Annotated in this window: 12 protein-coding genes; 4 read left to right on the top strand and 8 right to left on the bottom strand. The window is 73.6% G+C overall.

Features of this window, described 5'->3' with window-relative positions:
* Positions 1–26: 26 nt before the first annotated feature.
* The 3 genes from HF519_RS01535 (at position 27) to HF519_RS30815 (ending at position 4,400) form a co-directional block, all read left to right on the top strand.
* On the top strand, positions 27–992 hold the full coding sequence (locus HF519_RS01535; protein WP_169409794.1) for an AraC family transcriptional regulator: 966 nt from the start codon (positions 27–29) through the stop codon (positions 990–992).
* A gap of 105 nt (positions 993–1,097) precedes the next feature.
* On the top strand, positions 1,098–2,366 hold the full coding sequence (locus tag HF519_RS01530) for a cytochrome P450 (protein WP_169409793.1): 1,269 nt from the start codon (positions 1,098–1,100) through the stop codon (positions 2,364–2,366).
* Positions 2,367–2,555: 189 nt separating this feature from the next.
* On the top strand, positions 2,556–4,400 hold the full coding sequence (locus HF519_RS30815; RefSeq protein WP_246242136.1) for a serine/threonine-protein kinase: 1,845 nt from the start codon (positions 2,556–2,558) through the stop codon (positions 4,398–4,400).
* Positions 4,401–4,473: 73 nt separating this feature from the next.
* On the opposite strand, the gene HF519_RS01520 is transcribed toward HF519_RS30815, so the two are convergent.
* The 4 genes from HF519_RS01520 to HF519_RS01505 all read right to left on the bottom strand — a co-directional run bounded on the left by HF519_RS01520 (position 4,474) and on the right by HF519_RS01505 (position 7,897).
* A complete protein-coding gene (locus HF519_RS01520) occupies positions 4,474–6,738 on the bottom strand; it encodes an ATP-binding cassette domain-containing protein (RefSeq protein WP_211169381.1) in 2,265 nt (754 codons plus the stop codon).
* 75 nt (positions 6,739–6,813) lie between these two features.
* Complete coding sequence (locus HF519_RS01515) at positions 6,814–7,254, bottom strand: tautomerase family protein (RefSeq protein ID WP_169409791.1); 441 nt, start codon at positions 7,252–7,254, stop codon at positions 6,814–6,816.
* Positions 7,255–7,318: 64 nt separating this feature from the next.
* On the bottom strand, positions 7,319–7,690 hold the full coding sequence (locus HF519_RS32640) for a YkvA family protein (RefSeq protein WP_211169380.1): 372 nt from the start codon (positions 7,688–7,690) through the stop codon (positions 7,319–7,321).
* Positions 7,691–7,729: 39 nt separating this feature from the next.
* A complete protein-coding gene (locus HF519_RS01505) occupies positions 7,730–7,897 on the bottom strand; it encodes a hypothetical protein (RefSeq protein WP_169409790.1) in 168 nt (55 codons plus the stop codon).
* 158 nt (positions 7,898–8,055) lie between these two features.
* Between HF519_RS01505 and HF519_RS01500 the strand changes: the two genes are divergently transcribed.
* Positions 8,056–8,547: a hypothetical protein gene (locus tag HF519_RS01500; RefSeq protein WP_169409789.1), complete on the top strand. Its 492-nt coding sequence runs from the start codon at positions 8,056–8,058 to the stop codon at positions 8,545–8,547.
* A 63-nt stretch (positions 8,548–8,610) separates the two neighbouring features.
* On the opposite strand, the gene HF519_RS01495 is transcribed toward HF519_RS01500, so the two are convergent.
* The 4 genes from HF519_RS01495 to HF519_RS01480 form a co-directional block, all read right to left on the bottom strand.
* A complete protein-coding gene (locus HF519_RS01495) occupies positions 8,611–10,041 on the bottom strand; it encodes an aldehyde dehydrogenase (protein WP_312859831.1) in 1,431 nt (476 codons plus the stop codon).
* A complete protein-coding gene (gene dmpG, locus HF519_RS01490) occupies positions 10,038–11,096 on the bottom strand; it encodes a 4-hydroxy-2-oxovalerate aldolase (protein ID WP_169409788.1) in 1,059 nt (352 codons plus the stop codon). The genes HF519_RS01495 and dmpG overlap by 4 nt, the downstream gene beginning before the upstream one ends.
* Positions 11,093–11,995 carry an acetaldehyde dehydrogenase (acetylating) gene (locus HF519_RS01485; RefSeq protein ID WP_169409787.1) on the bottom strand — a complete coding sequence of 301 codons (903 nt, stop codon included), beginning with the start codon at positions 11,993–11,995 and terminating at the stop codon, positions 11,093–11,095. Before HF519_RS01485 ends, dmpG begins: the two co-directional genes overlap by 4 nt.
* Before the next feature lie 106 nt (positions 11,996–12,101).
* The gene (locus HF519_RS01480; RefSeq protein ID WP_169409786.1) at positions 12,102–12,836 is read right to left on the bottom strand and encodes a 2-keto-4-pentenoate hydratase; all 735 of its coding nucleotides are present in this window, start codon (positions 12,834–12,836) and stop codon (positions 12,102–12,104) included.
* Positions 12,837–12,914 lie beyond the last annotated feature (78 nt).

The following is a 12,914-nucleotide window of genomic DNA, read 5'->3' as shown; positions in this document are numbered from 1 at the left end:
CACGCGCGCAGACAGGGAGGACCCGCATGCCGGGGATCTCGATCGAGACCCGCGACCCCGAGGAGGCCGGGGCGCTCTGCGGCGAGGTCTACTTCCCGCACCGGCTGACGGTGCTGCACGATCGCCGCCGGTTCCGGATGTCGCTGACGGCAGCGGGACTCGGTCCGGTCGCGATCGGGGTCCTCGGCTACGCCGGCGAGGTACGCATCGAGACCGGTGAGCTGGCGACCAGCTACGAGATCAACGTGCCGCTCGCCGGCCGGGTGCACACCTGGACCGGCTCGGAGCGGGTACTGGCGTGCCCGGATACCGCCGCGGTCTACCGGCCCGACGGGTGCTCGACGCTGCAGGGCTGGTCCGGCGGCGGCGAGCTCGTCGGGCTGAAGATCGACCGGCGGGCGGTGGAGACCGGGCTCGCCGACCTGATCGACGCCCCGGTCCGTGGCCCGGTCGCGCTGTCCCCGGTCCTCGACGTCGGCCGCGGGGCCGGCCGGCAGTGGTGGACCCTCGCGCGCTCACTGCTGACCCTGATCGGCGACCCGGACGGCCCCCTCGCTCGGCCCCTGGTCGCGCGGCCGCTCGCCCAGGCGGTGATCTCCGGGCTGCTCCACGCGGTCGACCATCCCTACCGGGCAACGCTCGCCGCGGACCCGCCGAGCCCTCCCCCGGCGGCGATCCGGAAGGCGGTCGACCTGCTGGAGGGTGAGCCGCAGACGCCGTTCACGGTCGTGGACATCGCGCGCAGCGTCGGGTTGAGCGCGCGGTCGCTGCAGGAGGGCTTCGCCCGCCACGTCGGGGTGCCGCCGATGACCTACCTGCGCCAGGTGCGGCTGCGCCGGGCGCACGCCGATCTCGTCGCGGCCGACCCGGCACGGTGCGGGGTCGCCGAGGTGGCCGCCCGGTGGGGCTTCACGCACCTGGGCCGGTTCGCCGCCACGTACCGGCAGCACTACGGGACCAGCCCGTCGGAGACGCTGCGCAGCGTGGACTGAGCCCGGGGGGCGTCCGCGCCAATCGGACGAACGGGCCGCGCGGAGCGGATCGACCGTGATCGGCATCACTTCTAGCGTCGACGGGAACCGGCCCGAGGAGGACCCATGACCGTCGAGGACACCACCGTCGACACCACCGTCGACACCACCGTCGACACCGCCGACCCGGACCACGACTTCAACCCGATGATCTCCCCTCACCGGGAGGACCCGCACCTGTTCTACCGGGCGGCCCGCGGCCGTCCGGTCGCGCTCAGCCCGTCGATCGGCGCGTACATGATCACCCGGCACGCGGACCTGCTGACGGTGATCAACGACCCGGAGACCTACTCCTCCGCGATCGCCGTGCCCAGGATCTACGACAACCCGCCCGAGGTCGTCGCGGAACTGGAAGGCCACGTCCCCGAGACCGGATACCTGGTGAACGAGGACGAGCCGGCGCACACCCCGGTGCGCCGGGTCTTCGACGCCGGGTTCACCGGGGCGCGGGTGCGGGCGATGGTGCCCCGGATGCGCCATCGGGCCGGCGAGTTGATCGATGCGTTCACCGGCGGTACCGCGGATCTGGTCTCGGAGTACGCCGACCCGTTCGTCCAGACCGTGATCAACGCCGTCATCGGCTTCCCGGCGGAGGACGCCGCGCGGATCCAGGCCTGGACGAACGACTTCGTGCTGCTGTGGAACCCGCTCGCCCCGGTCGAACCGAAGGTCCAGGCCGCCCGCCGGCTGCGCGACTACACCGACTACATCCAGGCCCTGATCGACGCCCGCCGGGCCGAGCGGCGCGACGACCTGATCTCCGACCTGGTGCACGGGGCCAACGGGTTCCCGGCCTACGACGATGCCTACGCGCACGACGTCATCCGCGGTGCCGCCCGGGTGGCCGGCTACGACACCACCCGCGACGCGATCACCTCCACCTTGCTCGTCATGCTGCAGGACCAGGCCATCCGGGACCGGGTGGTCGCCGACCCGACGCGGGTGATCCCGCGGGTCACCGAGGAGGCCCTGCGCCGGGACGCCCCGCACCGCGGCCTGTTCCGGATCACCACGCGGGAGACCGTGCTCGGGGACACCACGCTCCCGGCCGGAGCCCCGTTGCTGCTGCTGTTCGGCTCCGGCAACCGTGACGAGACGGTCTTCCCCGACCCCGACGCCGTCGACCTGGACCGGCCCAACGTGCGCGAGCACCTCGCCTTCGGCACCGGCGTGCACGTGTGCCCGGGCGCGCCGCTGGCCCGCGCCGAGATCCGGGTGGCCATCGAGACGCTCGTGCAACGGCTGCCCGGGCTGCGGCTCACCGACGACTACCGGCCGTCCTACATCGCGAGCTACTTCTTCCGCGGGCTGGAGACCCTCGACGTCACCTGGTGACGGGCGCGGGCTCGCCCACTCCGCGGCCGGCACCCTCGGCCGACCGGACGCCTGCGGATCGGCCGCGGGGCGACCCGCCCCGCGGCCCTCGCCACGAGCCTGGACACCACCGGAAAGGCTGCACCAGACTTGCCCCGTCCACGACTGGTCGGCGCCCTGAGCGCCGGTCCCGTCTGGAGGGGCAACTACATGGCGCCAGAGGTCTTCGGCCCGTACCAGCTGCAGGAGCTGATCGGCCGGGGTGGCATGGGCGAGGTGTACCGGGCCGTCGACACGGTCCACCGGCGCACCGTCGCCCTGAAGCGGCTCCGGCCCGAACTCGTCACCGACGACCGGTTCCGGGCCCGGTTCCTCCGGGAATGCCGGCTCACGGCGCGGCTCACCGAGGCCCACGTCATCCCGATCCACGACTTCGGTGAGATCGACGGACGGCTCTACCTGGACATGCGAGTCGTCGAGGGCGCCGACCTGGCCGCCGTCCTGGCGGCGAGCGGGCCGCTCCCGCCGGAGCGTGCGGTCGAGGTCGTCTCCCAGGTGGCGGCCGCGTTGGACGCCGCGCACGCGGCGGGACTGGTCCATCGCGACGTCAAGCCGTCCAACGTCCTGCTCGACGGTGACGCGGCGAGCGGGCCCTGCTACCTCGTCGACTTCGGCGTCGCCGGCGCGGTGGGCCACGGCAGGGGCTCGCTGACCGCCACCGGCACGATGATCGGCTCGCTGGACTACCTCGCGCCCGAGCGGCTCCTCGGCGCGCGGTCCGACCACCGGGTCGACGTGTACTCGCTGGCGTGCCTGCTGCACGAGGCGCTGACCGGGAGCCCCCCGTTCCACGGCGACGAGCTGCCGGCCATGATCCACGCCCACCTCAACCTGGCCCCACCACGGCCGTCCGCCCTGGTCGCGGGCCTACCGGAGAGCCTCGACGCCGTCGTCGCGCGCGGCATGGCCAAGGATCCCGCGGCCCGCTACCCCAGCGCGGGGGCGATGGCCGCGGCCGCCCGCACCGCGCTGCTGCCCGGGGCGGTGGCCGCGGCCACCGAGGCCCCTCCGACGATGGTCTCCCGGGCGCTCGCCGCCGCGGCCGCCGCGGCCACCGCGCAGCCGCCCCGGCCCGTCGCACCGTCGGGGTCGCGGCGCCGGGCCCGGCTGGGCCCGGCGCTGCTCGCCATCGTGCTGCTCGTCCTCGCCGGGACCGGCCTCACCATGGGCGCGTTGCTCCTGCACTCCGCCCCGGCCGGCGCGACATCGGTCACCGCCGAACCCGCCGAGGCCGCGGGGGAGAACCCCTTCGGTCCGACCGGCACCGGCGCGCCCCGGTCCCCGCCGGCGACACCGCCGGGCGGGACCGTCACCGGCGACACCGCAGGTCTGTACAGCGGTGCGCAGACCAGCACCTGTGATACCGCGGCCATGGCGATGTTCCTGCAGCGGCATCCGGACCGGGCCGCGGCGTGGGCCGCGGTGCCGGGTATCGGGCCCTCTCGGATCCCGCAGTTCCTCGGGACCCTCACCCCCGTGGCCCTGCGCACCGACACGGCCGTCACCAACCACGGATTCGCCGACGGCCGCGCGACGCAGTCCCAGTCGGTGCTGCAGGCCGGCACGGCCGTGCTGATCGACGACCGCGGAATGCCGCGGGTGCGATGCACCTGCGGCAACCCCCTGAGTCCTCCGGCACCACGGCCGTCGGCGCGCTACACGGGTTCCACGTGGCCGGGGTTCTCGGACCGCGCGGTCACGGTCGTCGCGCCCGCTGCGGCCGCGGTCCAGGAGTTCCTGATCGTCCGGCCGGTCACGAACGAGGTCCTCGCCCGGCCCAGGGCCACCGCCGGCGAGCAGGACCACGCGCCCGGCCCGGCCGCGACGGCCGACGTGCTGGGGATGTACCCGCAGTCCCCTTCGCCCCCGTCGACCGCCGCCGGGGCTCCTCGGCAGACCACGTCGCAGGGCGCCGGGCCGGGGCGGCCGTCCCCCGCGCCTGACGGATCGCGGCAGCCGGCGGGCCCCGGCAGGGCGGCGCCGCCGACCACGTGATCGGCGGCGGGCCGGAGGGTCCGGGTTCCCGGGCGGGGTCGTCGCCGGTCACCCCTCACCGCCACACCCGGGCTCAGCGGGCCGCGCGGCGCCGGGGCGGATCGAAGCGGCGCAGCAGCAGACCGACGAGCAGGACCAGCAGGAGTGTCAGGCCGCCGAGCACCAGTGCATCCGCGACCAGGGTCACCGGCTCGTGCCGCAGCAACGGGTCGGTGTCGGAAGGCGGCAGCCGGACCTGGCCGATGGTGACCGTGCCCATCCCGTACGCCCAGCGGGCCGGCACCGCCCAGGCCAGCTGCTCCAGTCCTGCTCGGCCCTCGAGCGGAAAGAGCCCGCCCGACACGACCAGCTGCAGCATGACCACCAGCACGAGCAGCGGCATCCCCCGGTCCGCGTTGCTGATCGCGGCGGAGATGACCAGCCCGAGCACCATGGACGAGCAGGTCACCGCGATCACCGCCGCCGCGACCTCCAGTTTCCCCGACGCGAGGAGCACCGGGTCGTCGGGACCCGGCCTGCCCAGCATGGCCAGCGCTGCGAACACGGCCGCCTGGACGGCGGTGAGGAGCCCCAGCACGGTGAGCTTCGCACCGAGGTACGCGATACCGGACAGCCCGATCGCCCGCTCCCGCTGGTAGATCGCCCGCTCCTTGACCAGCTCCCGGATCGAGCTGGCCGTCCCCATCAGCGCCCCGCCGACGACCAGCACGAGCAGCAACTGGCCCGGCTTGGGGCTGCCCGACTGGGCGGAGAGCCCCGTCGGGCTCGGCACCGCACGGGCCAGACCGCTGAGCAGCACCGGCAGGAGCGCGAGGAAGACCAGGTACGCCCGGTCCGCGACCATGACGTCCAGCGTCCGCCGGCACAGGACGCGGTACTGGGTCAGTGCCGAACCGGTCCTCGGTGGCGACCGCGCCGGCCCGGGCCGCACCGCTCGCAGCGGGGCGCGGCGGTGGTCGCGCCGATGGAATTCCGATCTCCGGAAGCGGGCGGTCCAGTCGACCGACTCCTCGCGGTCGAAGAGCAGGAACACGTCGGCGAGGTCGGTCACCTGGAAGTACCCCAGCGCGCCGTCCGGGGGCCCGTCGTAGGCCACCCGCCCGCCGGAGGCGAGGACCAGCAACCGGTGGCACACGTCGAGGTTGGCGATGCTGTGCGTGACGACCACGACGGTCCGTCCGCCGTCGGCGAGTGCCCGCAGGTTCTGCATCACCTGCTTGTCCAGGCCGGGGTCGAGGCCGGAGGTCGGTTCGTCGAGGAACAGCAGCGACGGCCGGGTCAGCAGCTCGAGGGCCACGCTCGTCCGCTTGCGCTGGCCTCCCGACAGGCTGTCGATGCGCTGGTGGGCCTGCTCGGTCAGCCCGATCTCGGCGAGGACCTCCTCGATGCGCCGATCCCGGTCGGCGGCCGGGACGTCCGCGGGGAAACGCAACCGGGCCGCGTGCGACAGCGCGCGGCGCACCCTCAGCTGCGGATGCAGGATGTCGTCCTGCGGCACCAGCCCGATCCGCTGCCGCAGCTCGTCGTAGTCGGCACAGAGGTCTCGCCCGCCGTAGCGGACCTCGCCCGAGTCGGCCGGCCGGGTCCCGCTCAGCGCGCCGAGCAGCGTCGACTTGCCCGAGCCGCTCGGGCCGAGCACCGCCAGCAGCCAGCCGCCCGGCAGGTGGAATCCGACGGCGTCGAGCAGCCGCCGGCCCCCGCGGGTCACGACCAGGTCGCGGGCCACGATGTCGACCTCGCCGCTGTCGACGTACTCCACGAGCCGATCGCCGGTGAGCTGGAACAGCGCGTGCCCGATACCGATCAGGTCGCCGTCGGCGATCGCGGCGTCGGTGACGGCCCGCCCGCCGACGTAGGTGCCGTTGGCGCTGCCCAGGTCCCGGACCCGCCAACCCGCGGCGCCGCGGTACAGGAGGGCGTGCCGGCGGGAGACGAGCAGGTCGTCGACGACGACGTCGTTGTCGGCCAGCCGTCCGATCGTCGTGCGGGCCGCGGGGAGGTGGTGCACCCCCGACATGCGGGCGTGGGTCGGAGGCGCCGCCGGGGACGGCGAGGCCGTTCCCGGGAACCGGACCGGCGCCATCGACACCTGGACACCCTCCACCGGATCGCCCAGGCAGACGGCAGTGGGCCCGGTGACGAGCACCCGCTGCATCCGCCGCCCGTCCAGGAACAACCCACCGCGGCTGTGGTCGACGAGCAGCCACCCTGCGGCGGTGGGCTCGACGACGGCGTGCCGGCAGGAGACCTGCTCGTCCGCGATCTGCACACCGTCCGCGGCGTCGCGACCGATCGTGACCGACTCTCCGGGGGCCACCACCCAGCGCTGTCGGCCCACGCGCACCTCGAGGGGGGACGACGAGCGCGGAGCGACCGCGTCGGGCACCATCCCCACCCCCCGGGTCCGGTCCCCTCATGATGGCACGCGAGACTCCCCCGCAGAACGACCCGCGCGGGCCTCGATCTCCGCCCGTCGGGCCGCGCCGGCCGGCACCCCGCCGATCCCCCAGTCCTCCGGGTCGATCCGGATGATCCGCCCCCGCACGGCACCCCGCTCGACGCCCAGCACCTCGACGATGATGTCGGTGAACTCCGCCAGTAGCCGCTGCCGCTGCTCCACCGGCCGGCCCTCCAGCACCAACGCGGTGAAGTACGGCGCCGGGGCCGGCGTGGCGGCCGCCGGCACGCCCGCGGTGGCCCACTCCTGCGGCCCGTGCAACGTGATCAGCGCCCGCACCCGCTCGATCGGGGAGTCGAGCACCTGTGCGTAGCGGGCACTGAGCTCGGTCAGCAACCGCTCGTGCTGTGCCAGGGTGTGCTGACCCTCGACGAGGTGGACGGTGACGATGGGCATGCGGCCACGCTAGGCAGCGAGGCCGCAGCCGCCAACCGACGCGTTCGCCGCAGGGAGAACCGGGTCAGAGCGGTGGCGCCTGCTCGACGATCATCGCCCGGGACCGCTCCCAGTCCAGGAAGCGCTGCGTCTCGCCCAGGAACGCGCCACCGAGCCAGAGCGCGACGACGGCGTCGTCGGCCAGCCCGAGCAGGGCGAGCACCGCCTCCGGCACGATGTCGACCGGCGAGACGAGGTAGGCGACGGCGAGCACGAACAGGGCCAGCCGCCCCCGGGTCATCTCCGGGTAGCGACCGCTGACCGCGCCGCCGAGCATCCGGGGCAGTGCCCGCAGCCGGTCCCCGAGACCGGGCGCGCCGGGACGGCGGCTCTGCATGATCGCCCGCCACAGCGCGCGGAACGCCGCGAGCCGGCGGGGGCTGAACGTCACTGCCACGTCACTCCTCACCCCGGGCGCAGGCGCCCGCGTTCCCGCTCAGCGGATCGCCCGCCGGCCGGACCTGCTGGTCAGCGCGGAGTAGGCGGCCGCCCCGAGGAACACGACCCCGCCGACGACCACCGCCCAGGCCAGGAACTCGAAGACCGCGCCGATCAGTGAGAACGCGATCCACACGACGAGCAGGACTCCCAGCACCTTCAGCATGTCCGTCCTCTCCTCCGGTCTCGTCCACGGCCCCAGACTTCACCGATAGGACGAACCGGCGCCTCGGGTTGTTCCCGGACCTGTGGCGGAGCTCTCTCAGGGGGCTGCCCTAGGGTCCTCAGCTGTCCGCTCTCCCCCGATGACCTGGAGATCCGCCGATGCGCCTGCAGCTGCGCGCCGTACTGCTCGCCGCCGTGCTCGCCTCGGCGACCGGGTGCGGCGGATCGACCACCGAGAGTGACGACCCGTCGGCCGACACGGCCGCGACGTCCGCGGCCTCGGATGCGGGCAGCCCGTTCTGCGTGGCGGTGAAGGCCAACATGGATGCGGGGCAGGTGCTGGCCACCCTCGCCCAGAGCGGTGGCGCGCCGGCCGAGGAGTTCGGCAACGTCGCGGACACGGTGCGCCGGACCAACCAGGAGGTCGTCGGCGCCGCGCCGACGGACCTGCGGGCCGACTTCGAGACGCTGAGCGGCCTCGCGGACCTGCAGCTCGAGATCCTCGAGGCGAACGGCGGCGACCCGGCCTCGCTGGGCCGCAGCCAGGAGTACACGCAGCGGCTCCAGGAGCCCGCGCTGATCGAGATCGGCCAGCGGCTGCCGGGGCAGCTCCAGCAGCGCTGCGGCATCAATTCCGGGGCCCCGCGCTGACCCCGGACGCCGATGGGCCGGTCGCGGCCGGTGGTACCGCCGGCACCACCGGCCGCGCACGACTCACGTCGCGATGGCCATCACCACGGCCTTGGGCTCGGTGAAGAACTCCCGGCTGAAGTTGCCGCCCTCGCGGCCCCACCCGGAGTCGGCGAACCCGCCGAACGGCGCCCGCAGGTCGCGGATGAAGAAGCAGTTGGTCCAGATCGTGCCGGCCCGCAACTGCGCCGCGACCCGGTGCGCCCGCGACAGGTTCTCGGTGAACACCATCGCGTTGAGCCCGTAGGGCGAGTCGTTGGCCGCGGCCACGGCTTCGGCCTCGGTGTCGAACGGGGTCACGGTGACGACCGGGCCGAAGATCTCCTCGCACTGGACGGCGGAGTCGGCGGGAGCGTCGACGATCACCGTCGGCTTGACCACCCACCCGTCGCCCAGGCCGCCGGTGAGCATCTTCCCCGCGGCGTTCTCGACGTAGCCGCGCACCTTCTCGTAGTGCGTCTGCGACGCGAGCGGGCCGATCTGGGTGGCCGGATCGCGCGGGTCACCGATCACCAGCTTCTCCGCCGCGGCGACGAACCGGTCGAGGAACTCCTCGAGGACGGTGCGCTCTACGTAGAGCCGGCTGCCCGCCAGACAGACCTGCCCGGCGTTGGTGAAGATCGCCTTGATCGACCAGTCGACGGCGATGTCCAGGTCGGCGTCGGCGAACACCAGGTTGGCGCCCTTGCCGCCCAGCTCCAGGCTGACCGGGGTGAGGTTCTTCGCCGCCTCGCCGGTGATGATCCGACCGGTGCCGGACTCGCCGGTGAACGTGATCCGGTCGACCCGCGGGTCGGTGGTCAGTGCCGCGCCGGCGGACTCGGGGCCGTAGCCGTGCAGCACGTTGAACACCCCGGGCGGGATGCCGGCCTCGAGCGCGAGCCGGGCCAGGATCGTCGCGCTCGCCGGGCTGTCCTCGGCCGGCTTGAGCACGACGGTGTTGCCCCAGGCCAGCGCGGGCGCGACCTTCCAGGACTCCAGCATCAGCGGGAAGTTCCACGGTGCGATCGCCGCGACCACCCCGGCCGGCTCGTAGCGGGTGTAGGCGTGGTGACCGGTGTCCATCGGCAGCGTCTCGGCCATCGCGAGCCGGGCGTGGTCGGCGAAGAACCGGAAGTTCTGCGCGGTGCGCGGAACGTCCTTGCCCTTCGCGTCGGCCACCGGCTTGCCCATGTCACGGGAGTCGGCCAGGGCGAGCTCGGCGGCGTGCGCCTCGATGAGGTCGGCCAGCCTGTGGATCAGCGCCCCGCGCTCGGCGAAGCCCATCCGCGGCCAGGGGCCCTCGTCGAAGGCGCGGCGCGCCGCGGTGACGGCGCGGTCGGCCTCCGCCGCACCACCGAGGGCCACCTCGGCCCACGGCTCCCGGGTCCACGGGTCGATCGAGTCGAACCGCGCACCGTCGGCCGACTCGACCTCCTCGCCGTCGATGATGTGTCCGAAGAACGGCCGGCTCACGATCCCTGCTCCCGCTCCGCCGCGAGCTGGATCGCGACATCGATGATCATGTCTTCCTGCCCGCCGACGAGGCCGAGTTCGCCGCAGCGGGCGAGGATCTCGTGGGCGGGCACCTTGTACCGCTCGGCGGCCCGCTCGGCGTGCAGCAGGAAGCTCGAGTAGACCCCGGCCCAGCCCTGGACGATCGCGTTGCGGTCCATCTTCGGCCAGCGGTGCAGGTACGGCCGGACGACCTCCTCGGCCGCGGTGAGCAGCCCGAGCACGTCGAGGCCGGTGTCGATGTTCAACCGGTCGAACACCGCGGCGAGCACCTCGGTCGGCGAGTTGCCCGACCCGGCGCCCAGCGCGCACAGCGACCCGTCGATGTAGCGCACGCCCGCCTCGTAGGCGAGCACCGAGTTCGCCACACCCATGCTCATGTTCTGGTGGCCGTGGTAGCCGACCCAGGCCTCGTCGCCGACCTCGGCGACCAGCGCCTCGAACCGGGCCTTGGCCTCGTGCATGAGCAGCGCGCCCGCGGAGTCGGTGACGTACGGGGCCTGGCAGCCGGCGTCGACCATGATCCTGGCCTGCTTGGCGAGGTTCTCCGGCGGCGTGCGGTGGGCCATCATGAGAAACCCGACGGTCTCCATGCCCAGCTCGCGGGCAGCCGCGAAGTGCTGCGGGGAGACGTCGGCCTCGGTGCAGTGCGTGGCCACCCGGACCATGTCCGCGCCGGCGTCGCGGGCCCGCTTGAGATCCTCCACCGTGCCGATGCCCGGCACCAGCAGCACCGCGATCTTGGCCTGCCGGGCCTCCTCACGGGCCGCGGCGATGAGCGTCATCTCGTCGGTGTGGGAGAACCCGTAGTTGAACGACGAGCCGCCGAGGCCGTCGCCGTGGGTCACCTCGATGACCTCGACACCGGCCTGGTCCAGCGCCCGCACGGTGTCGCGCACCTGCTGTTCGGTGAACTGGTGCGCCATCGCGTGGCTGCCGTCGCGCAGCGTCGTGTCGGTGATCCGGACGTCGTGGCGCAGCTCCGGCCTGCCGGTGCTGATGATCCGCTCGCTCATGCCGTGACCCCCTGCTTGGCGTGGGCCATCAGCTCGCCCACGCGGGCGGCCGCGGCCGTCATGATGTCGAGGTTGCCGGCGTACTCCGGCAGGTAGTCGCCGTTGCCCTTGACCTCCAGGAACACCGCAACCCGGCCGTTGCCGCCCCACGAGGGCTGCGGATCGTCGAACTGCGGCTCGGCGCGCAGCGTGTAACCGGGCACGTACTGCTGCACCTCGGCCACCATCTCGTGGATCGAGCGGGTGATCGCGCCGTGGTCGGCGTCCGGGCCGATCATGCAGAACACCGTGTCCCGCATGATCATCGGCGGCTCGACCGGGTTCAGGATGATGATCGCCTTGCCGCGCTCGGCGCCACCGACCTCGGCGACGGCCTGGCCGGTGGTGTGGGTGAACTCGTCGATGTTGGCGCGGGTGCCCGGTCCGGCGGACCGGCTGGACACCGAGGCGACGATCTCCGCGTAGGGCACCGGGGTGACCCGCGAGACCGCGTGCACCATCGGGATGGTGGCCTGCCCCCCACAGGTGATCATCGAGACGTTGGGGGCGGCGATGTGGTCGCGCAGGTTCACCGGCGGGCAGACCATCGGGCCCAGATGGGCCGGGGTCAGGTCGACGGCCTGGATGCCCGCCTCGGCGTAGCGGGGCGCGTTGGCCTGGTGCGCCTTGGCCGAGGTGGCCTCGAAGACGATCTCCGGAAGCGGGTCCTGGCGCAGCAGCCAGTCCACACCCTCGGCGCTGGCGGCGATGCCCTGTTCCCGGGCGCGGGCCAGGCCGTCGGACTCGACGACGCCCACCATGTAGGCGACTTCGATCGCGCTGCTGCGCTGCAGCTTGGCCAGCAGGTCGGTGCCGATGTTGCCCGGCCCGACGATGGCGGCGACGGTGCTCATGGTCATCGAGGCTGGCAGCCGCCACGGCAGCGGGGAACCCTGATGTTCCGACCAGCGAAACGTACGTGATCCCCACCCGTGGGCGGACCGCGCTGTCGAACGGCGTGCCCGCTCACGGGCGGCGGACCCGCACCTCCGTGCCGTCACCGAACACGGCCGCGATCTCGTCACCCGGCTCGATCGGGACGGCCGCCGTCAGCCCGCCGGTGATCACCAGGTCGCCGGGACACAGCCGCTCACCGCGCCGGGGCAGCTCGCCGGCCAGCCAGCGCAGCGCGGTGAACGGATGGCCCATCGCGGCCGCGCCGCTGCCCCGGCCGGCCGGCTCCCCGTTGCGCCGCACCTGCACCGCCAGCACATCGAGACCGTCGGCGGGCAGCACCGGACCGAGCACCACCCCGGCCGCCGACGATCCGTCGGCGGTGTTGGCCTCGAGGGTGAACCAGTAGTCCCGCCAGACCGAGTCGACGATCTCCAGCGCGGCACGCACCTCGACCGGCTCGCCGTCGGCCCCGATCCGGACCGCGATCTCCGGCTCCGCCCGCGGGTGCACGAGGTGGGCCGGGACCGCGCCGCCGTCGGGGACGAGCATGGAGTCGAGCAGCGGCCCGAGGTTCGGCGCGTCGACGCGCATCTGCTCGCGCATCGCCGCCGAGGTGTAGCCCAGCTTCCAGCCGATCCGGCGGGCACCCCGGGCGGTGCGCAGCGCGGTCAGCTCGCGTTGCACGGCATAGGCCGCGGCGAGATCGGGAAGGTCCCGACCGTCGGCATCGGCGTCGAGGAGCCGGCGCCGGAGATGTGCGGCGTCGATCTCGGCGGCGAGGACTCGGGCGCGGTTCGGATGCATGATCGCCCACCCTGCCAGCGCGGTGGCGGGAGAGCCAGGGACCGGAGTGGACGGCGCTTCCGCGACCTCGCCAAGATG

This window comes from Pseudonocardia bannensis (genome assembly GCF_012911875.1).
GTDB lineage: Bacteria > Actinomycetota > Actinomycetes > Mycobacteriales > Pseudonocardiaceae > Pseudonocardia > Pseudonocardia bannensis.
Note: the sequence above shows the minus strand (reverse complement) of the source record. Positions and strands in the feature narration are given on the sequence as shown.